At 74.3% G+C, this 19,819-nt stretch carries 14 protein-coding genes; 8 read left to right on the top strand and 6 right to left on the bottom strand.

Translation table 11 applies throughout. The annotated features are described in order from the left end of the window. Positions 1–12 precede the first annotated feature (12 nt). Positions 13–1,446 (top strand): NAD(P)/FAD-dependent oxidoreductase, encoded by a 1,434-nt coding sequence (locus NPS70_RS24250; RefSeq protein ID WP_256526513.1) that lies wholly within the window; start codon positions 13–15, stop codon positions 1,444–1,446. Between the two features lie 450 nt (positions 1,447–1,896). Here NPS70_RS24250 and NPS70_RS24245 read toward each other — a convergent pair whose 3' ends face one another. After that, complete coding sequence (locus NPS70_RS24245; protein ID WP_256526512.1) at positions 1,897–3,162, bottom strand: hypothetical protein; 1,266 nt, start codon at positions 3,160–3,162, stop codon at positions 1,897–1,899. A gap of 416 nt (positions 3,163–3,578) precedes the next feature. Here NPS70_RS24245 and NPS70_RS24240 point away from each other — a divergent pair, with 416 nt between their 5' ends. The 6 genes from NPS70_RS24240 (at position 3,579) to NPS70_RS24215 (ending at position 10,107) form a co-directional block, all read left to right on the top strand. Further along, entirely contained in the window at positions 3,579–4,544 is a 966-nt protein-coding gene (locus NPS70_RS24240) for a pirin family protein (RefSeq protein ID WP_256526511.1), read from the top strand. A 367-nt stretch (positions 4,545–4,911) separates the two neighbouring features. Then, on the top strand, positions 4,912–5,553 hold the full coding sequence (locus tag NPS70_RS24235) for a Crp/Fnr family transcriptional regulator (RefSeq protein ID WP_256526510.1): 642 nt from the start codon (positions 4,912–4,914) through the stop codon (positions 5,551–5,553). 135 nt (positions 5,554–5,688) lie between these two features. Then, a complete protein-coding gene (locus NPS70_RS24230) occupies positions 5,689–6,588 on the top strand; it encodes a hypothetical protein (protein ID WP_256526509.1) in 900 nt (299 codons plus the stop codon). A 116-nt stretch (positions 6,589–6,704) separates the two neighbouring features. Then, entirely contained in the window at positions 6,705–8,657 is a 1,953-nt protein-coding gene (locus NPS70_RS24225; RefSeq protein ID WP_256526508.1) for a hypothetical protein, read from the top strand. Continuing rightward, positions 8,654–9,577 carry a hypothetical protein gene (locus tag NPS70_RS24220; RefSeq protein WP_256526507.1) on the top strand — a complete coding sequence of 308 codons (924 nt, stop codon included), beginning with the start codon at positions 8,654–8,656 and terminating at the stop codon, positions 9,575–9,577. Before NPS70_RS24225 ends, NPS70_RS24220 begins: the two co-directional genes overlap by 4 nt. Next, positions 9,577–10,107, top strand: coding sequence for a Pycsar system effector family protein (locus tag NPS70_RS24215; RefSeq protein WP_256526548.1), 531 nt, complete (start codon positions 9,577–9,579; stop codon positions 10,105–10,107). Before NPS70_RS24220 ends, NPS70_RS24215 begins: the two co-directional genes overlap by 1 nt. Before the next feature lie 377 nt (positions 10,108–10,484). Here NPS70_RS24215 and NPS70_RS24210 read toward each other — a convergent pair whose 3' ends face one another. Next, positions 10,485–12,224 (bottom strand): NlpC/P60 family protein, encoded by a 1,740-nt coding sequence (locus tag NPS70_RS24210; protein WP_256526506.1) that lies wholly within the window; start codon positions 12,222–12,224, stop codon positions 10,485–10,487. A gap of 309 nt (positions 12,225–12,533) precedes the next feature. On the opposite strand from NPS70_RS24210, the gene NPS70_RS24205 reads away from it, so the two are divergent. Then, complete coding sequence (locus tag NPS70_RS24205) at positions 12,534–13,538, top strand: AraC family transcriptional regulator (RefSeq protein ID WP_256526505.1); 1,005 nt, start codon at positions 12,534–12,536, stop codon at positions 13,536–13,538. 586 nt (positions 13,539–14,124) lie between these two features. Here the strand turns inward: NPS70_RS24205 and NPS70_RS24200 are convergent. Genes NPS70_RS24200 through NPS70_RS24185 form a run of 4 tightly spaced genes read right to left on the bottom strand, consistent with a single transcriptional unit; the run spans position 14,125 to position 19,625 of the window. Continuing rightward, a complete protein-coding gene (locus NPS70_RS24200; protein ID WP_256526504.1) occupies positions 14,125–15,447 on the bottom strand; it encodes an MFS transporter in 1,323 nt (440 codons plus the stop codon). Position 15,448: 1 nt separating this feature from the next. Then, entirely contained in the window at positions 15,449–17,209 is a 1,761-nt protein-coding gene (locus NPS70_RS24195) for a condensation domain-containing protein (protein ID WP_256526503.1), read from the bottom strand. Continuing rightward, entirely contained in the window at positions 17,206–18,555 is a 1,350-nt protein-coding gene (locus tag NPS70_RS24190; RefSeq protein WP_256526502.1) for a DUF6271 family protein, read from the bottom strand. Before NPS70_RS24190 ends, NPS70_RS24195 begins: the two co-directional genes overlap by 4 nt. Further along, positions 18,537–19,625 (bottom strand): phytanoyl-CoA dioxygenase family protein, encoded by a 1,089-nt coding sequence (locus NPS70_RS24185; protein WP_256526501.1) that lies wholly within the window; start codon positions 19,623–19,625, stop codon positions 18,537–18,539. The genes NPS70_RS24190 and NPS70_RS24185 overlap by 19 nt, the downstream gene beginning before the upstream one ends. Positions 19,626–19,819: the final 194 nt, after the last annotated feature.

The following is a 19,819-nucleotide window of genomic DNA, read 5'->3' as shown; positions in this document are numbered from 1 at the left end:
CAGACTGGCCCTATGACCGATGCTGCGGAGTACGACGTCGTCGTGGTGGGAGCGGGGCCGGTCGGTGAGAACGTCGCCGACCGGACGCGTGCGGCGGGCCTGGGCACGGCCGTCGTGGAGGGCGAACTGATCGGGGGGGACTGCTCGTACTGGGCCTGCGTGCCGAGCAAGGCCCTGCTGCGTCCGGCCATCGCACGCGCCGACGCCCGCAGGGTGCCCGGGCTCGCCGCGTCCGTGCAGGGGCCCCTCGACGCCGCGGCGGTCCTGGCGCGGCGCGACGAGAAGGTCGGCGACTGGAAGGACGACGGCCAGGCCGCCTGGCTCGACTCGATCGGCGCCCGCCTCTACCGCGGCCGCGGCAGACTCCACGGGCCGCGCTCCGTCTCCGTCGACGGCCCCGAGGGCGAGCACCGCCTGCTCACCGCCCGCCACGCCGTCGTCATCGCCACCGGCAGCCGCGCCGTCCTGCCCGACCTGCCCGGTCTCACCGGCGCGGGCGCCTGGACCAGCCGCGAGGCGACCAGCGCGAAGCAGGTTCCCCAGCGCCTTGCCGTCGTCGGGGGAGGGGTCGTCGGAGTGGAGATGGCCACCGCGTGGCAGGCGCTCGGCTCCCGGGTCACCCTCCTGGTCCGCGGCGGGGGCGTGCTGCCGCGGATGGAGCCCTTCGTCGGCGAGTACGTGGTCGACTCGCTGAAGGAGGCGGGGGCGGACGTGCGGCTCGGCGTGTCCGTCGCCGCCGTCGACCGGCCCGGGGGGCACACCGGCCCCGTCAGCGTCGTGCTCGACGACGGCGCGCTCGTCGAGGCCGACGAGGTGCTCTTCGCCACCGGCCGCGCCCCGCGCACCGACGGCATCGGGCTCGGGAGCGTGGGCCTGACCGACGGCGCCTGGCTGGACGTCGACGACACCTGCCTCGTGCGCGGCACGGACTGGCTCTACGCCGTGGGCGACGTCAACCGCCGTGCGCTGCTGACCCATCAGGGCAAGTACCAGGCGCGGATCGCCGGCGCCGCGATCGCCGCGCGGGCCGGGGGCGTCCCGCTGCTGGAGACCGACCGCTGGGGCGCGCACAGCGCCACGGCCGACCATGCGGCAGTCCCCCAGGTGGTCTTCACCGATCCCGAGGCCGCCGCCGTGGGGCTCAGCCTCGCCGAGGCGGAGCGGGCCGGGCACCGGGTGCGCGCCGTCGACTACGACCTGGGGTCCGTGTCGGGGGCTGGCCTCTACGCCGACGGCTACCGGGGCCGTGCCCGGATGGTGGTCGACCTCGACCGAGAGGTCCTGCTCGGTGCCGCCTTCGTGGGGCCGGGTGTCGGCGAACTCCTCCACTCGGCCACCGTGGCCGTCGCCGGGGAGGTGCCCGTGGAGCGGCTCTGGCACGCGGTGCCCGCGTTCCCGACCATCAGCGAGGTGTGGCTGCGGCTGCTGGAGGCGTACCGGGGGTAGTGCGCCGGTCTGCGCTGGTGATCCGTCGGGCGCCTTCGTCGGCGGATCACCGCGGTCGTGGTCGTGCCGGGCCGTTGCCGCCGGCGTCTGCGCCGGGTTGACCGGCGCAGACGCCCGGCCGCCGGCAGGGCCGGTGGACCGAGGACGGCGGGGAGCGGGCGGCGCATCCCCGGGCCGGCCGGGGGGACGGGTTCGCTGCCGCGAGCCGAGCCGAGCCGAGCCGAGCCGAGCCGAGCCGAGCGGTGCGGTGCGGACCGTCAGGCCGCTTCCGTGCCGATGCCGCCAGATCGAAGGCGGTCGGCTGCCGACCCGTCCCGGCTGCGGCCGGGCGGTTGCTCCGGACCGGGGGCGGCGCCACACGGACGACGGGCAGAGGCCCTCGGGCCGGGACCCGAGGGGCAGACCGTGTCCGCCGCCTCCCCGGGACTCCGGCCGGGGAGGCGGCGGGCGTCAGCGCTTCCAGACGGTCGCACGCCAGGTCGTCGGGTTGCCGGCGCCGTCCGTGCCGACGGCGAACCCGGCGATCACTCCGGCGTCATTGACGGCGAAGGCCGCGGCGTAGGGGCCGAGAGACGACGGCGGCAGCGGGACGACCGTACCGTCCGGCTTCCACATCAGGGCCTTGTCCAGCGCGGGGTTCCCGGCCGGCGGCCAGGCGTACCCGACGGCCGTGCCCCGGTTGTTGATCGCCAGGACCTCCCCAGCCGCCTCCGCCGGGTTGGCCAGCACGGTCCGCGTGCCGTTCGCGTTCCACCGGGCCGGATCGCCGTTCGGGGAGTCGTCCAGCGAAGCCCCCACGACCGTGCCCGCCAGGTTGACGCCGTATGCCCGCCCGCGCCCGGCGTCGCGGACCGTGCCGTCGGCCGCCCACACCAGGACCCGGTCGTACTCCGTGCTCCCGGCCAGCCGCCCGTGGCCGAACACCACGCCGCTGTCGGTGATCCGGCTCGTCCGGGCCCCGGTGAACCCCGGGGGGAGGGGCAGCGCGCTCACGGCACCCGCCGCGTTCCAGCGCACGGGGCGCGCGGGGCCACCGGCGACACCACGCCGCTCGGTCCACCCGACGGCCGTGCCCGCGTTGTTGACCGACGTGGCCGTGCCGCTGCCGTCGCCGGGCAGCAAGGGCAGCACGGTCCCCCTGCCGTCGGGCCGCCAGCGCAGCGGACGGGAACGGGAGTCCGCGCCCTGCGCGTCGCCGACCGCGACCCCGGCGTTGTTGACGGCCGACGCGTTGCCGCCGAGGGAGCCGCGGGGAAGCGCCAGCCGCTTCGGGGTGCCGCGGGGTGTCCAGCGCACGGGGTGGGCACCGGGCAGTTCGTCGTAGGACTGGCCGACCACCCAGCCGGCGTCGCTGAGCGCGGTCGTGCGGCTGAACCTCTCACCGGGCAGCGGCGCCAGACGGGTGTAGCCGGGGCGGTGGGCGTTCCACCGGATCGCGAGCGGCCCACCGGAGCCCTCCACGTGGTACTCGCCGATGATCGTGCCGCTGTTGTTCAGCCCCCGCACGAAACTGTGGAGCCCTCCCGCCGGGACCGGGAGCAGGCGCGAGGCCGGAAGCCGCTCGGAGGGTGCGGCCGTCGCCGCGGGCGCCGAACCCAGCAGGAGCAGGGCGGATACCGCCATGCCGGCCAGGGACAGAGGTCGGGGAGTGCGCAAGCGGGCCATGGGGACGCTCCTGCTCTCGTCGATGACGTGGGCGTAACCGTGCGTGGGCATGTCGTCGTTCCGGGCCGGGCGGAGGGCCCGCACCACGACGCAGTCTTCCGACTCCGGTGCGCCGCCGGTGGGCCGGCCTCCGAAACGGCTGAATTCGAGCACCGCTCAACTTGGTCCGTACCACCCGCCGCCCCATGCGTCCGCCCGGCCCCGGGGATGGTCCCGGCCCCCAAGTGACGCCGCCCAGCAGCACGTCCGGTCCCGCGGCGACGCATCGCGGCCGACGGACGGCGAGCGTTCCCGCCCGCCGCGGGTACCGCGGGGGAACGTGACGGGTTCCGGCCAGCCGCGGGCGCTCGGAGCGGTCGCCGGAGCCCTGCCGGGGCTGAGGGCCCCGCGGCGCCGCCCGCACCCTCGGTGACAGGGCCGGGCCGCGGCGAGGCGAACGACGGCTGACGCCGCAGTAGGTTGGCGCCATGAGCAATCTCGATCGTCAGGCCGCCCTCTCCGTCTGCGGCGGCCGGGGATTCGTCGTCGCCCAGCCCGTCCGCGAGCTCCTCAGCCCCCGGCACGTCCCCCTCGGCGAGTCCACCGAGGTGCGCCGGCTGCTGCCGAACCTGGGACGGCGCATGGTGGGAGCCTGGGCCTTCGTCGACCACTACGGGCCCGACGACATCGCGGACGAGCCCGGGATGCAGGTGCCGCCCCACCCCCACATGGGCCTGCAGACCGTGAGCTGGCTCCACGAGGGCGAGGTGCTGCACCGCGACAGCACGGGGTCCCTGGCCACCGTCCGCCCCGGCGAGCTGGGCCTGATGACCTCGGGCCGGGCGATCAGCCACTCCGAGGAGAGCCCCCGCTCGCACGCCCGGTTCCTGCACGGCGCCCAGCTGTGGGTGGCCCTCCCCGAAGAGCACCGCGGGGCCGAGCCCCGCTTCGAGCACCACACCGTCCTGCCCCGGGTCACCGCCCCCGGCCTGGAGGCGACGGTGATCCTCGGGACGCTGGACGGCACGGCCTCCCCGGGCACCGCGTACACCCCCATCGTCGGCGCGGACCTCGCGCTGGGCGCCGGTGCGGACCACCGGCTGCCCCTGGAGCCCGACTTCGAGTACGCCGTCCTCGCCCTGTCCGGCGAGGCCCACGTCGACGGTGTGCCCGTCCCGCGGGGGTCCATGCTCTACCTCGGCTGCGGTCGAACCGAACTCCCCCTGCGCGCCGACGCGGACGCGGGCCTGATGCTCCTCGGCGGGGAGCCCTTCGAGGAGGAGATCGTGATGTGGTGGAACTTCATCGGCCGGACCGACGAGGAGATCCGCCAGGCGAGGGAGGACTGGACGACCGGCTCCCGCTTCGGCGACGTGGTCGGCTACGACGGCGCCCGCCTCGACGCACCGGAGGTGCCGACCGCCCGGCTCCGGGCCCGGGGGAGGACACGCTGATCCCGGACCTTCTCCTCGGTGCGACAGCAGGAGCCGGTGCGCTCGGCCGTGCCGTTGACTCTCGTGGGGTCCGCCGCTTGATCGGGTGACACCCGAAGCGGGCGCCGTCTGACACCATCTCCCGGCATCCGCACCGACAACCGTGCGGCGCGGGCTTGACGGAGGCGCGTCCCGGACACGACGCAGGCCGACGAGCGACATGCGGCCTTCGCCGAGAGCGGGCGGCGGCACGTGATCGTGGCGAGCCTGCCGGACCGCCACGATTGCTTTCGGCCAACGTCCCGCGATCCTCGATGACGACCGCGAAGGCGGCGTACAACTCGTGGGTCCGATGTGCACCGGTGTGGGCGTGATGGGAAGGCGACACGTGCTGTCCGACGAAGTCTGGCGCGAACTGCGCGATCAAGGCGTGACCCGGAGGTTTCCGGAGCGGAGCGTGATGCTGCGGCAAGGCGCTCCCGGCACCCATCTCCTCGCTCTCACCTCGGGGTTGGCCAAGGTGGTGTGCCGAGAGCCCAGTGGCGCCAAGACCTGGCTTGCGTTCAGGGGGCCGGGTGACCTGCTCGGGGAGGTCTCGGTCTTCAACGGAACGTCACGCACGGCCGACGTGGTCGCCCTGACCCCCTGTGTTGCGGTTGTCCTGGATGCCCAGCGTTTCGTGAGGTTCGTCGAGGAGCGCGGTCTGGTCATCCAGTTGATGCGTCAGGCACTGGCCAGAATGCGCGAGTCGGACCTCTACCGGGGTGAGTTGCAGAGCTTGCCCCTGGTCGTGCGGTTGGCGCGAACCCTGCTGAGGCTGGCGGTGCTCACCGACAGGGGGACGGAGGGCAACTCCGTCCGGCTGACGGGTCTGAACCAGGAGGAGGTCGCTCAGGCGATCGGCGTGACGCGCAACGCGGTCATCAGCGGGCTGCGGCAACTGCGGGCCGTCGGGCTGGTCGAGACGGCGCGGCGGGTCATCGTCATCAAGGACGTGAAAGCCCTGGAGTGCTGGGCGGCGGCCGACTGAGGACGGCGACAGCGACATGTGATCCGGAACACGCTCCATGCGCCCAGTGGTGTGCACTCGGCGGCGCGTGGCGGATGGAACCTCGAGGCAGCCCGGTTCCGGCTGCCTGCCGGACCATCCAGAAGGGGAATCCGCATGTCTGTCCCTATGCCCGTTCCGTATGCCGACAGCCGTCCGCTGCCGCCGTACCGCGCTCTGTTCGCTGTCGACGCCAAGGACTTCACCGGCCTGCCGGCCGCCCAGCACGGCCCGGTCAGCCAGCTCATCCCTCGCCTGGTGGACCAGGCCCTTGAGCGGGCCGGCCTGCATGAACTGCGTGATGCCCAGCGGTTCCCCGCCAATACGGGGGACGGCGTGGTCTTCGGGTTCGATCCCGTGCACCTGCCCTTCGTCCTCTGGCCCTTCCTGGGCGTTCTGGACGGTGTGCTCGGCACGTACAACCGGCAGGCCGTCGGCCCGCGGATCAGGCTCCGGGCCAGTGTGCACGTCGGCCCGCTGCCCGACGGGGGCGATCCGGGAGACGGCAACGGCACGGCCCGCAACGACACGCACCGGCTCCTGGACTCGCGTCCGGTCAAGGCGATCCTCTCCGCGGCGAGCGAGGAGGTGACCCACATCGTCGCGATCATCTCGGAGAGGGTCTACGAAGACGTCGTACTGGGCGCCTACGCGGGGCTTCATCCGGATCGGTGTGTCGAAGTGCCGGCAACCGTCGAGGGCAAGGGCTTCGCACAGCGGGCCTGGCTCTACGTTCCCTCACCTTCCGGCAACCTCGTGCGCGCGGGCGTTCAGCGGAGCGAGGAGCCCGCGGGCGCGGTCCCGACGGTCCGTGCGGGGGAGCCGGACGACGTGCCCGGAACGGATTGCAGCGGAAGCTCCCAGAGCGTCGGTGAAGGAGCCGCGGTGATGGGCAACGTCGGTCGTGACTTCACCTACACCGCACGCGCGACCACGTACCGCGGAACCAACCAGCACTGGGGCGGCGGAGACAACGTGGCGGGTGACAAGCGGACTGCCGACAGGGACCACCGGTGAACGCCGGACCCGTTCCCGCTGCGGGACCCGACGTCCAGCCGGGTCCCCACGCGCCTGACACGTCGGCGCGACCTGGAGCCGGTCAGCGCAGCGCTCACCGTGAGAGCCACCAGCGGGTGGACAGCGGGGTCGCGTTGATGGGCAACGTCGGAGGCGACTTCACGTACCTGAACATCAGTGCGTGGAACGACGAGGCCACCGAGCAGATTCTCAAGCCTCGCCTGCGTGAGGGCCCCTACCCGGCGCAGGATGTGCGCAGGCGACTCTACGGATTCGTCGAACCCCCCTCGCACGGCCGCTGCCGGAAGGCGCTGGACAGCCGGATCGTGCTGCTCAGGTCGAGGTCCGGAACGGGTGCCGGCACGGCGGCCTTCGCCCTTCTCGCCGAAAGGCACGGGGAGAGGGGAGTGACAGGCCTGGACGCGATGGTGGATCTGTCCTCGTGGCGGCCGGGGTCCGGCCGTGGCTACCTCCTTCAGGGACTGCCTGCGGCATCCGCCCGGTCGCTCGACGACGTGCGGTTGGCGGGCCTGGCCGAGGCCCTGCACGGCGCAGGGGCGCACCTGGTCGTCACCATGGCGCAGGATGCCCGGCTGCCGCCGGACGCCGGCAGGTGGGAAGTGGTGCATGACGCACCGGATCCACACGAGGTCGCGGAGCGGCGGCTACGGCTCGTGGCTGCTGAAGAGCTGCTTGACGGCTCACAACTGGACACGGCACTGGCCGTACTGGCCTCCTCCGCGTTCACCGACTACCTCTCCGCACATCCGCTGCCCGGAGACGCCGTCGAACTTGCGCACGGGGTGGGTCGGGCCGTCGGGACGTCCGCACCCACCGGGCCTGTGCTCAGCGGCCTGCTGACGGGCACCGAGGAGGCAGCCCGGTCCGCGCTCGTTCAGGCTCGGCACAGTGCCGACAAGGTCTCCCTGATGGCGGCCGTGGCTCTTCTCCCGGGACAGGACCGAACGGTGATCGAGCAGTTCGCCGCTGCGATGCGGCCTCTGCTCGGTGAGCGTGCTGCCGGGTCAGGGGAGGCCGGGCCCCAGGAGGACCGGTCGCCAGACCTCCTCGGCGCCTCGCTCGCGGATCGACTGGAAGCCATCGGCGCCCGCCTGCTGGCACCTCGTAGTTCTCCCGCCGACCGGTACCGCTACCCCGTACAGCCGATCGACTTCTTCGGCAGGCACCGCTCGGTCACCCTCCTGCGTCATCTGTGGCTGGACTTCGAAGGCATGCCCGAAGCACTGTGGGGAGCGCTGGAGCAGTTGCGCTACCAGCCGGGGCTCGATGTGGCCGCCGGAGAGGCGATCGGCCGCGTCCTCGCTCACGCCACCGGCCCCGGCGCGCTGACCCAGCTGCACCGCTTCGCTTCCTCCGGGGAGCGCTGGCGCCGACGGCTGGTGGCGGTGGCGCTCGGGGAGATCGTCCAGCACCCTCTGGTGTCCGGTGCGGTCAAGGAGCAGATGCGCCGGTGGAGCCGGTCATCGGTCGTTCTCCGCTGCACGGTCGCGGAGACCTGTGCGGGGAGTTACGGCCTCGCCCGGCCTGCCGCGGCCCTCAAGCTCCTGGACGCCGTCCTCGACGGCTCCTCAACGGAGTTGGACGCGAAGCTGCGCGCTGCCGTCTCCTTCGCGCTGGGCGCCCTCCTCACCGAGGAGGACAACCATGCGGAGGTCCTGGAGGCGGTGACGACGTGGCTGGAAGCCGGACGGGGAACCCCCCGTCACACCCTGGCAGTGCACGTGATCCACTCCCTGTGCCTCTCGACGTTCCCCCGGCCGGGTACCCACGGTGCCGTTCGCATCAGCCTGGCCCGGACTCTGGAACGCCACCCCGCGCAGGGCTTGACCCTCGTCGTGCGGGGTCTCGACGACCCGGCCACGTACGAAGCCGTGGCCGAGGGGCTTGCGCGGGTCGAAGCCGACCCCGACATGTTCCGCAGGACTGCCTTCGGCCAGGTACTGAGCGAACTCTCCCGTACCGCCCGCCACCGTCGGGGAGTCATCCGCTTCCTGCTGGGGCGCCACCGGGATCACACGAACGCGTCAGACAGGAGCGATGTGTCATGAGCAAGCCATTGCTGGTACCGGCCGGGTCGTCACCGGTTCGGCAGCTGCTGCGGCAGCGGTTCAGGCCGTCCGCGGCGCACGCGCTGGTCTTCCTCTCGGACCGGGAGGCGGACCGCCTCGAACCACCCCGAGGGGGAGACAGCCGGGGCTACCTCCGGCCGTCGCTCGGGGAGGCACTGCGCCGGGAGTTCGACGCGATCGGGTGGGTCTCCCTGGCGGAACGCCGGACGGCGGTGGACGTGCCGCGCCGGAGCCCTGCGGAGTCGACCCCTTCACTTGCGCGCTACGAACTCGCCTGGAGCATCAGCGACCCGGTGGTCGCGGCGCGTAGCGGCCTCACCGAGGACACCGTGTGCCGACTGATCGAGCAGGACATCCGCGGAACCGCCGCACGGCCGCCTGGCTCGCATCCCCTTCGACAGCCGCCGACCCTGTACGGGACCGCTCAGGTGGAGCCACCCGGTCAGCCACGGGGCATCGAGGGGACAGGCGTGACCTACCGGTTTCTGGACCCGCCGGCCGGCCTGCTGCCGGCTTCGAGCCGTCCTGCCGAGGTCCTCCTTCCGTCGAGCTTCGGCGAGCCCCACCGCGAGGCGTACCGCTTCTACCGTGAGGTGGTGGCCGGGGGGCCGGTAGGTCTCGCGGCGCTCTGGCTGCTCCACCATCCCGACCAGGCCAGAGAGGTGCTCGACTGGACGGTTGCGCACGGCGAGCTGCTCACCGAGAGGGACGGATGGGAGCGCACACTGGCTGCCACGCTGCAAGGGCTGACGAAGGAGGACCGGAGCTTCGTCGGGGTGAACCTGGCACGTCTTCTCGGCGAGGTCGGTGTGCCCCAGGGCGACGAGGTCCTGCGCAGGATCGGTGACGCGGGTGGATCGCGCGGGGACCTGAACGGCCATCACGGAGGTGCTCCGTGATGCACGCCCTGGCATCCCTGCTGACAACACGGTCCGGACGACGGTCCTCGGGCACGGACGACGCGCTGATTCTGTCACGTGAGCTCATCGCGCAGAACTACATGGAGATCGGACGCGCTGACGGCAAGGCAGCCGTCCTCCTCGCCACGGGCGGAACACTCTTCGGGCTCCTCCTCCTACGGCGTCCCCCCGATGCCGTCGGTGCCATCCCCTTGTGGTGGACGGCAACCGCCGCGACCACCGGGGCGTTGGTCTTCCTCCTCCTGGCTCTTGCGCCGCGCCGCGGGCCGGCCACCGGGGAGCGGCACGGCCTCCTCGCGTACTACGAAGACGTCGTTCGCACGGAGACCCGCTCCGAACTGTCGGCCGGACTCAGGAGGGACGGCGCCGATCCCCAGCCCCGGCTGCTTCGTGCGCTGCGGGAGACGAGCAGGATCGCCCGTGCCAAGAACCGGTGCGTGCGGTATGCCATCGTCATGCTGCTGCCGGCGATCACCACGGCGTTCTTGGCCGTTGCGCTCGGTCGGTGAACCGTCGGTCCGTGAAGCTCGTCAGGGCGGGTCGGCTTCCGGGCAGCGGATCCGCGGTGTGCCATGGACGGGAACCCGACGGCGCTGTGCGCCTTCGCCGCGTGCCGCCACCCTGATGAGGCCGGAACGCGCCGGCGCACTCTCCCGACGGGGTCCCCGGGGCCGGGGCGGTCCGGTCCTGCCCGCCTGCTCCCCGGGGGATGCCGGATCCCGGCGGCGTTCCGGCCGGAATGGCGCCCATCGGACGGCGCCCGCCTCGACGCACCGGAGGTGCCGACCGCCCGGCTCCGGGCCCGGGGGAGGACACGCTGATCCCGGGTCCCGCCCGAGGGCCCGGTGGGCCCGCACCCCCCGGAGGGGGAGCGGGCCGGGCGGGGTCAGAAGCGGCGGATCACCCGCAGTGTGTCCGTGTACAGGTCACTCGGCGTGCCGTCGAGGACCGACCTGCCGCCCAGGTCCGCCATGGTCGGGCCGTCGGGCGTCTTGCGGCTGGAGACGAAGCGCTTCCTGCCGTGCTGGTCCACGCCCAGGTAGATGCCGGTGTGGGAGACGGCGCCGTCGTCGGGGTCGTTCCAGAAGAGCACGTCGCCCACCCGCAGGCCGTCGAGCGGCGGCGGCGCGTCGTCGGCCCGGGCGACGACGACGCCGGGGCTGGAGGCGGCCTGGCGCTGCGAGGTCCGGGGCAGGTACCGGCGCTCGGCGTCCGCCGCGATCCCCAGGGGGATGCCCAGGTGGTGGCCGTAGACCATCCGGACGAAGCCCGAGCAGTCGAGGTTCCCCCGCCACTTCGGGTCCGGGACGGCCGTGACGCTCTCCCCGCTGGGGAAGGTCCAGGGGAGCCCCATGTACTCGTGGAAGTCGGCCCCGACCTCCCGCAGCCCGGCGTCGTTCGGCGCGCTGTACCCGGACTCGCCGAGCACCTGGGCGCCGTCGAGCGCGGGGTCGGTGACGGCAGGGGCGAACGGCCGGTACATGGAGGAGTAGGCGAGGGCGTCCGGTGAGGTGTCGCCGGCCCACGCGCGGACGCGCTGCTCCACCGCGGGCGTCCATGTGCCGTCGAAGGGCTCCGGAAGGACCCGGACCCAGGTGGAGTGGGTCACGACCGGTGGGTCGGCCCAGGCCGCCGCGTCGATCCGGAAGTCGTAGATCCTCGCCTGCGGGACCACGGTGGCCCCGGTGGAGGCGAGGCCCCGCACACCGACCCGCCCGGGGCCGAGGACCGCCTCCGGTGCGTCCCCGGGGTCGCGCAGACGGTGGTGCCACAGGTCCACGGGCTCGTCGTCCACGCCCGTCGTGGCGTGGCGCCAGGCACGGGCGCGCAGGAGGTCCCCGGTCCGGTCCACCCGGACCCACCAGTGGTCGAAGGGCCGGAAGCCGGTACCGACCGTGACGGACTCGCCGAGCGCCGTCGCGGTGTCGGCGAGTTCCTTCTCCAGGACGAGCTGCACCTCTCCCGCGGGGGTGACGATCAGGCGTGCCCGGTAGTGGTTGTTGACGTCCTCGGCGGCGAAGACGAGGCCGAGGGAGGCGGGAGCACCGGACGGCAGCCTGTCGAAGGAGAACCGCGCGGCGGCGTGGACGTCGCCGATCGCGCGGTCGGGGAGGAGGGCGTAGCGGCTCCTGCCGGGGGCGAGGGTGATGGCCGCCCGGCCGCTCTCGACGAAGTAGTCCGCGTCCGCGCCGTTGTGGTGGGACCAGCCTCCGCCCCCGGGGGACATGCCCCAGCCGGTGCCGGGCGGGGTCCGGTCGAAGGCGTCCAGGACCGGCTTCTTCTGCTCGGTGAACCAGCGCCGCGGCCCGCGCAGTGCCACCGTCCTCGCCCCCGTGGTCAGGGTGGCGAGCACTCCCGCGTCGTCCGAGACCTCCAGACCGCCCGGGACCGCACGGGTGGTCAGCGCGCCCGCCGGGTGGGCGGTGAAGTGCCAGGGGTCCGTCGGGTCGACGAGCATCGGGAGCCGGGTGCCGGGAACCCCCGGGCCGGGTGCGGCCGGCGGAGCCGCGGGTGCCGACGCGCGTGCGGCCGGTGCCGACGCGAGCGGCAGGGCGGTGCCCGCCGCCGCTCCCGCCAGGGCGCTCAGGGCGGCGCGGCGGCTCAGAGGGAGTCTCGGGGTGGACATGGTGGGCTTCTCCCGGTGCGGACGGCGCATGATCGAACAATCAGGCCAGGTGGGACCCTATCCGACTCCGCCGCCCGGCCCGTTGCCGGTATCAGGCCGTTCCACCGCCTCCCGTGACACCCCCGTCCCCCCGGCCGAGCAGACTGGTGCCGCGGCCGGCCGACCGGGCGCCCCGCGCGGGGCGCACGCTCGGCCCGGGCGTGAAGCAGCCGCCGCACAGCGCCCTTTCGAGGGCGAGGGGCCGTCCGGCGGTCCTGGACCATGTCCCGCCCGGGCTGCGCCGGGCAGGGGACGAACGGAGGGTGAACAGTGATCGGCACCGTGTTCCGCAGTGCGGACGTCCCGGCGGACGAGAGGCTCGACCGCTGGCGGGAACTGATCGACCGGACCCGGGCCACCGACGCGTCCACCGACCATGCCGTCGACTTCAGCGCCGAGTTGCACCTCATGGAACTGGGCGCGGTGAGCGCCTGGCGGACCTCCTTCCCGCCCGCGCGCCTGCGCCGGACGGCCAGGAGCGTCCGCCGGGCGGAACCCGAGCGCTACCACCTGACCCTGGTGCTCGACGGACGCCTCTCGCTCGTCCGTGACACCGGGGAGACGGCCGCCACCGGTCCCCGCGGTCTCCTCGTCGACGACAACTCCCGGCCGTGCGAGGTGCACGCCCGGGCCGCGGGGAGCGCCGCGGACGGGCAACCGGGTGTCGTCGCCGGAGTGGGGGTGGACATCCCCAAGGCCCTGCTGCCGGCGCCTCCCGCCGACGTGCAGCGGCTGCTGGGACGCGGGCTGCCCATCCGCCACGGCCCGGGGGCGCTGCTGGCCGACTTCCTCACCGGCCTGGACCGCCAGGCCGAGCACCTGCGGCCCGCCGACGCCCCCCGGCTCGGCGCGGTCCTGCTCGACCTGGTGTCGGCCTTGTTCGCCCACACCCTGGAGGCCGAGGCCGGCCTTCCCCCGGAGACGCGGCACGCGGTCCTGGTCCGGCAGGTCCGCGGCTTCGTGCAACGGAACCTGCACGACCCGGAGCTGACACCGGGGGCGATCGCCGCGGCGCACCACGTCTCCCTCAGCCATCTGCACCGCGTCTTCAGCGGGCAGTCGCAGGGCGAGACGCTCGCCGCCTGGGTACGCGCCCAGCGCTTGGAGCGGGCGCGTCACGACCTCGCCGACCCCGCACAGCGCACCGTGCCCATCCACGAGGTCGCCGCCCGGTGGGGCATCCACCGGGCCTCCGACTTCACCCGCTCGTTCCGCGCCGCCTACGGGGTCTCGCCCAGCGAGCACCGGAACCGGTCGCTGGCCGGGAGGGCATGAGACGCGCTGCCAACCGACCGGGCACGCAACGGCAACACGGGGCACCGCCCGCGGGGCATCCTCGGTGGTGCGCAGGGCCGGGGGATCCGGTCACGAGGTTTCAGGCAACCGCACCACGTGCCCTACCCCGGACCGTTTCCCTCGGAAGGCAGTGCACGACGTGACGCAGAGCGACCCCCCGCGCTGCCACGTCGGACCCGCGGTGGCGGGGCCTGCCCGGCGGAGCCGCGGCGCCGCAGCGGCCGCGGCCTCCGCCGCCCTGCGGGGCTCCTCGCGCCCGTGCGGCGCGAGGGGACCGCGGCCCGTGCCCCGGGGGCCCGCCGCCCTGAGGGCGGGGGCTCCTCCCCTTCGGGGGCGGCGGGCACCCGGCGCCCCCGAGGCGCCCCGGCCCGGGGGAGGACGACGGGAGGGGAGTCCCGTCCCCTCGACCGGTGGGATGCGTCCCACCGCCCCGGGGCCGGGGCGGACCGGTCCTCGGCGCCGCGCGGATGCGTGCCACGGGGGTGCACGCACACGCGCGGCCCGAGGACCGTCGCCCGCGTCCGGCGGCCGTGCCCGCCGGCCCGCGGTGCGGCGCGGCGCCGGGTCAGGACCCGGTGGCCGCCGGGGTCTGACGGTCCGTCCCGTCCGCGCCGCCGGTCTCCCCGGCCGGGGCCTCCCCGGCTGCCCCGGGACGGTCCACCCGGCGCAGTCCCCTGATCGCGGGCACGCACAGCATGGCGGCGAGGAGGACGAAGGAGACGGCGGACGAGAAGAGCAGCACCCGGTCCGCGCCGAAGTGGTCCGCCGCCGGGCCCGCGAGCGCCCGGCCGAGCGGGATCACCATGATCGAGCCGGCCACGTCGTAGGCCGAGACCCGGCTGAGGACCGCCAGCGGAATGTGCGACTGCACGCTGGTCGCCCACATCACCCCCCAGAAGGCGAAGCCGCACCCGGCGATCACCCCGGTCACGGCCGTGAGCGTGAAGTTCCAGCCCAGCGCGGGGGCCAGCGGGTTGAGGGCGAAGAAGAACATGGCGCAGGCCCCGGCCACGAGCGGGCGGCGCGGGCGGACCCGCATGCCCAGCAGGCCGCCGACGATGGTGCCCGCCCCGTCCGCCGACGCGATCCAGCCGTAGCCGGTCGCACCGTGCTGCTCCGTGAGCAGTGCCGCTCCGAGCGGCAGCGCGGGACCGAAGACGAACAGGCCGTACACGGCCCACAGCACGATCACGCCCCAGAGCCAGGTGCGGGACCGGAACTCCTGCCATCCGGTGGCGAGCCGCCGCCACATCGGGTCGTCGCTCTCGTCCCGGACGGTGGCCAGCCGGCGCAGGGGCAGCAGCCCGAGGGCGCTGAGCGCGTACGCGGCGGCGATCACCACATAGGACCCGGCCACGTGCCAGTAGGCCACCAGGAAGCCGGCCAGACCCGGGCCGATCAGGGCGCTCATCGCCTCGGAGACCCGCAGCAGCGCGTTCGCCCGCTGGATGTCCTCGGCCACCTGCGGCACGATGCTCGCGAGCCCCGGCTGGAACATCGCGGTCGCGGCGCCGCTGACGGCCATCAGGGCCATGATCTGCCACAGTGCCACGTCGCCGGAGGCCAGCAGGGCAGCCATCGCGAGCATCGCCAGCATGCGGACCACGTCGGCCCCGACCATCATCACCTGGGGGGTGAAGCGGTCGGCCAGCACGCCGCCGAAGAGGACCAGCAAGACGATCGGCGTCATCCACGCGGCGAGGGCGTAGCCGACGCCCCCGGCGCCGTAGCCCGCGCCGAGGACCGCCGTGGTCAGGGAGACCATGAGCATGCCGTCGGCGAGCAGGGAGGTGCTGCGCGCGGTGAAGAAGAAGCGGAAGCGGGCGGACCGCCACGGGCTGGGCAGTGTCCGGGCCCCGCCCCCGCCGGGCGCGTCGTGGGTCGTCATGTCACATCTCCCGGTCGCGGCCGGTTCCTTCCCTGAGAATCGGCCCCGCCGAGGCGGGCTGCTGCGGTGGGCCCTGCACGATCACGTAGCGGTGCGGGGCGAGCACCCCGGGGCGGCCCGGCAGGGCGGCCATCAGCGCCGCATGGGCCCGGGCGGGCGTCAGGCCGCCGTCCTCGCAGGCGATGCGCGCCGTGAGGAGCGGCGCAGCGGGGGCGGCGTCCTCCGCCTCGCACGCCCCGGTGACCTCGACCTCGACGGGGAGCCCCCCGAGAGCCGCGCTCAGCGTCCGGGCCACCGCCTCCGGTTCGACCCAGCAGCCGTCCACCCGCGTCCACCCCGGACCGCGCTCGACCGGACGCACACCGGTGACCTCGGTGAGGTCCGCCAGCGGCACGTCGCCCTCGGCCGCCGCCTCCAGCAGCCGCACCAGGCCGGTCGCGAAGTCCTCCGCGGCACGCCCCGGGAAGAGCGCCGGGTCGGCCCACAGGGCGAGGCGCAGCACCGGGTCCGTCTCGTAGACGAAGCCGAGCAGCCGCGTCGGCAGCGCCTGCTCCGGCCCCCGGACCAGTTCGAGTTCCGGGGTGTCCCCGTCGGGTGCCGCGGCCCCGGCGAGCGTCGCGGGCAGGGCGCTGATGTCGTTGAGGACCACGTCCCGCGCGAAGTGGCTGCCCCGTTCGCCGGTGACCCGGCGGATCATGTCCCACAGGGCGAGCGCGTCGAAGCGGCTGTGCCGGTAGGCGTTCAGGGCCGCTCCCCAGGCGGCGGCGAGGACCGCGTCGAAGGACGGCTTGCGCACGTCGAGGGCGAGCAGCGCGTCCTGGGAGAGGGTGCTCACCGAGCGGGCGAGGGCGGGCCGGAAGCGGTTGGAGGTCGGTACGGCGGTGACGCACTCCTGCTGGCCGGCCCGGTGGGCGGTCAGCAGGCACCAGGCCGTCAGCAGCACCGTGTTGGGCAGTGCCCGGGTGCGCCGGGCGGCGCCGGCCAGCGCCCGGGCGCCTCGGGCGGAGCGCAGGGTCAGGCCCTGTGCGGAGATCTCGGTGCCCACCGCGCCGGGTTCGGCGAACACGGCCTGCGGCCCCGTGCGCAGGATCCGCTCCCAGTGCCGCAGCGCGTCCGCCGACCTGCGCCGCCCGGCCGGGCTCGCCTCCTCGGCGGCCAGGTCGAGCGGGGTGAGCGCGGTGGCCTCGGGCAGTGTCCCGCCGGACAGCAGGGTCAGCCACTCCTCGCGCAGGATGCCGAGTGCGCTGCCGTCCGTCAGGGCGTGGCTGGCCGCCAGGGCCAGGAACACGGGCCGCCCGGCGTGGGTGAGCAGGACGGGGCGCAAGGGGAAGTCGCTCTCCAGCCGGAAGCGCTCCGACCGGGCGTCACGGGCCACCGACTCGGCGTACTCGGCGGCGGGGGCGGGGAGTTCGCCGTGCTCCAGCACGGTGACGGTGAACCGCCCCGCGCCGGCCACGACCTGCTCGCCCGGCACGGTCCCGGGTTCGTGCGGGAAGGTGGTCCGCAGCGCCTCGTGCCTCACGGCGAGGGCGCGCAGCGCGTCGAGGACGGCGTCCTCGGAGGCACCCTCGGGCACCGGCCAGACGTCGTGGATGTTGATGGCGTCCGGCTCGTCCCGCAGGATGCAGCGGATCATGTTCGCCTGGCCCATGGTGACGGGGCCCCGGCGGGCACCGCCGCCGTGGTAGGCGCAGGTCGCGGTCCGCCGGGTGGGTGCGGTGCCGGGCGCGGGGGCGGTACCGCGCGGCGGCGGGGCGCTCACAGCAGGGCCGCCGGTGCTGCGGTCCCGTGGGAGGGGGGCTCGGGGAGGGTCACTGCGGTTCCTTTCGCGTGCGCGGCCAGCAGCGGCCAGGCGTCCAGGAGCAGGGCGAAGTCCGCCATGTCCGCGCGCACCTCGGCGAGCAGGCCGTCCCTGCGGGCGGCGAACCGCTCGGCCGCCGCGGTGTACCGGCCCCCCAGGGAGCGGTAGCAGCGGTCGAGGACGTCCAGCCGGGCGGCGTTGCCGTCGGGACCGCTGCGGGCGGCCTCCCGGACCAGGCGCGCGACGGCGCCGGTGCGCACGCGTCCGGCAGGGTCGAGCAGCGCGTCCCCGGCCGCCGCCATCCGCGCGTGGACCTCGCCCATGGGGCCCGAGGCGAGCAGGAACTTGGCGAAGCGCTCCTGGTAGGCGAGGAACCCGGCGTCGGAGCGCCGTTCCGGGGTGTGGAAGTTGACGATGTGCCGGTTGTGCAGGACACCCGGCAGCCGGGCGCTGCGGACGAGGTGCAGGAGGAAGTAGTCGCTGCCGATGGTGTCCGTCGCGGGCGGCAGCGGCACGGCGCCGTACACCTCCCGGGAGAGGGCGATGTTGCACATGTCGACCCGTGTGGGGCTGACGAGGGTCAGGGTGGTGCGGTCGGCGGTGAACGGCTCGGTCCCGGCGCCCCGGAACGCCTCCTCGACCAGGTTGCGGCGCCAGGGCGGAGGACAGTCCGCGGGCACCGACAGGCCCACGACCTCGTGGTAGACCTCCGGGTCCAGGCGTGCGATCTCGGCCACGTCCACGGACAGCTCGCCGATGAAGGACCCGCCGGCCAGGGCCACCGGCCGCCCGGCGCAGGCGGGGTCGAGCCGCGTGCGGTCGACCCGGCCCGTGACCTCGGCGGCCGGGCGCCCCAGCGTGGCGAGCTCGTGGTGGATCGGGTACACGGGCTCGCCGTGGAGGTGCTGGTAGCGGCTGTCGGAGTCCCTGCGGTGCACCGAGGCGCAACCGAGGGCCTCGGCGAGGAGGAAGGCCCGGTTGGTGCAGGCGCCGTAGCTCACCCCGGTGGGCAGCATCAGGGGGAGCAGCCGCTCCGGCGCGGGGGCGCCGGAGGCGGCGATCACCCGTCGCAGGAAGGCCCGCTGGGCGTCCTCGTCGAGGTGGTGCACCACCACCCCGGGCGACTGCGGCAGCGCGTCGACGGCCCGCCGGTGCGCGGCGCGCACCGGCGGTGCGGACGAGTCCAGCACCAGCAGATGCACCTCTGCCCCGAACTCCCGTGCCCCGTAGGCGGCCTCGGCCGCCATGGCGGTGATCGCCGCAGTGCACTCCCGGTCGGTCGGCAGGGTCAGGCAGACGCGGTGCACACCGGCTCCCCGTTCCGGCCGTCCGCGGTGTCCCGGGCCTCCGTGCCGTGCCAGGAGGCCAGGCCGAGCAGCCGTTCGCCGAGCGGGGTGAGCTCGGCCGTCGGGTAGCGCAGGGACTCGTGGCGCACCATGTCGCCCACGAGGGTGCGGTTCCACCGCGGGGTGCGCAGATGGCGCCAGGACTCCACGCGGGACCTGCGCAGCTTCTCGTGCTCCTCCAGCGCGGGCATCATCGACAGGTACTGCACCGCGCGGACCCCGTTGCGGGAGGTGTTGCGGGCGACCCCGTGGGCGAGCAGCCCGTTCCAGATCAGCAGGTCGCCCGGGCCCAGGTCGGGGCGGACGACGGGGAACCGGGAGCGGTCCACGTCGGGCCTGATCGGGTCGCGGTCGGCGCTCTGGGCGGCGCGCCAGCGCTCGAAGCCGCGGAAGAGCTCGGGGCAGCACTGGAACCCGCCGGTCTCGGGGGCGGTGTCGTTGAGGGCGATGATTCCCTGGACCCGCTGGGGAGGCACGCCCAGCGTGGTGTCGATGTCCCAGTGCAGTTCGATGTCGAAGCCGCGCTCGGTGGGCTCGATGAGTGCCCGGTCGCGGTTGCCGGTGTTGGGCGGGTTGAGGTTCAGCCGGTCCAGGGTGACCCACAGCTCCTCGCAGTCCCAGACGTCGACGAAGGCGTCGTAGACGCGCTGGGCCTGGCGGCTGTCCCACAGCAGCTGGTGGTGGTAGGCCTCGACGAAGCCGTAGACGTGCAGCTGCCGGTCCAGCTGGGACCGGAAGGGGCGGTCCTCGTACCAGCCGTCCGGGCGGTCGGGGTCGAGACCCTGGAAGTCCCAGGTGAAGTCGAGCAGGCGGCGCGCCGCCTCGGCGGGGATCGCCTCGCGGACGACGACGTAGCCGTAGGTCTGCCAGTGGGCGAAGTCCTCCTCGGACAGCACCCTCAGGGGCCGTTCCTTCCTGAGCTCCCGCAGCGTGGTCTGGGCGAGGTAGGACTCGCCGTCCGCGCTGAGGTACGCGCGGTCGCTGGCCGCCCGGTGGAGGCGTGCGCGGCGGGGGGCGGGGGGCGTCGTCAAGGGGTCCCTCCAGGCGGTGGGGCGGCGGGTCGGTTCTGCGGGGGGGACGCCGGGCGGCGGCGTCGGGTGGCGGGGAGGGGACGGCGGGGCCCCCGGCGGCCGTGAAGGAAACGCGGGGACCGGGAACAGAATTGGTGTAGACCAACAGGGATGTCAAGTGCCGTTTCGCGGTTCCGCGGTGGGTCTGATTCCGC

This window comes from Streptomyces sp. C10-9-1 (assembly GCF_024497955.1).
Classification (GTDB): domain Bacteria; phylum Actinomycetota; class Actinomycetes; order Streptomycetales; family Streptomycetaceae; genus Streptomyces; species Streptomyces sanyensis.
The sequence above is the reverse complement of the archived record's forward strand: the minus strand, read 5'-3'. Positions and strand labels throughout refer to the sequence as shown.

What these genes read in the sequence shown, in the direction of transcription:
- NPS70_RS24245 (WP_256526512.1), bottom strand. Translation starts at nt 3,162, where the DNA reads ATGCCCACGCACGGTTACGCCCACGTCATCGACGAGAGCAGGAGCGTC.
- NPS70_RS24200 (WP_256526504.1), bottom strand. Translation starts at nt 15,447, where the DNA reads ATGACGACCCACGACGCGCCCGGCGGGGGCGGGGCCCGGACACTGCCC.
- NPS70_RS24250 (WP_256526513.1), top strand. Translation starts at nt 13, where the DNA reads ATGACCGATGCTGCGGAGTACGACGTCGTCGTGGTGGGAGCGGGGCCG.
- NPS70_RS24210 (WP_256526506.1), bottom strand. Translation starts at nt 12,224, where the DNA reads ATGTCCACCCCGAGACTCCCTCTGAGCCGCCGCGCCGCCCTGAGCGCC.
- NPS70_RS24240 (WP_256526511.1), top strand. Translation starts at nt 3,579, where the DNA reads ATGAGCAATCTCGATCGTCAGGCCGCCCTCTCCGTCTGCGGCGGCCGG.
- NPS70_RS24220 (WP_256526507.1), top strand. Translation starts at nt 8,654, where the DNA reads ATGAGCAAGCCATTGCTGGTACCGGCCGGGTCGTCACCGGTTCGGCAG.
- NPS70_RS24215 (WP_256526548.1), top strand. Translation starts at nt 9,577, where the DNA reads ATGCACGCCCTGGCATCCCTGCTGACAACACGGTCCGGACGACGGTCC.
- NPS70_RS24230 (WP_256526509.1), top strand. Translation starts at nt 5,689, where the DNA reads ATGTCTGTCCCTATGCCCGTTCCGTATGCCGACAGCCGTCCGCTGCCG.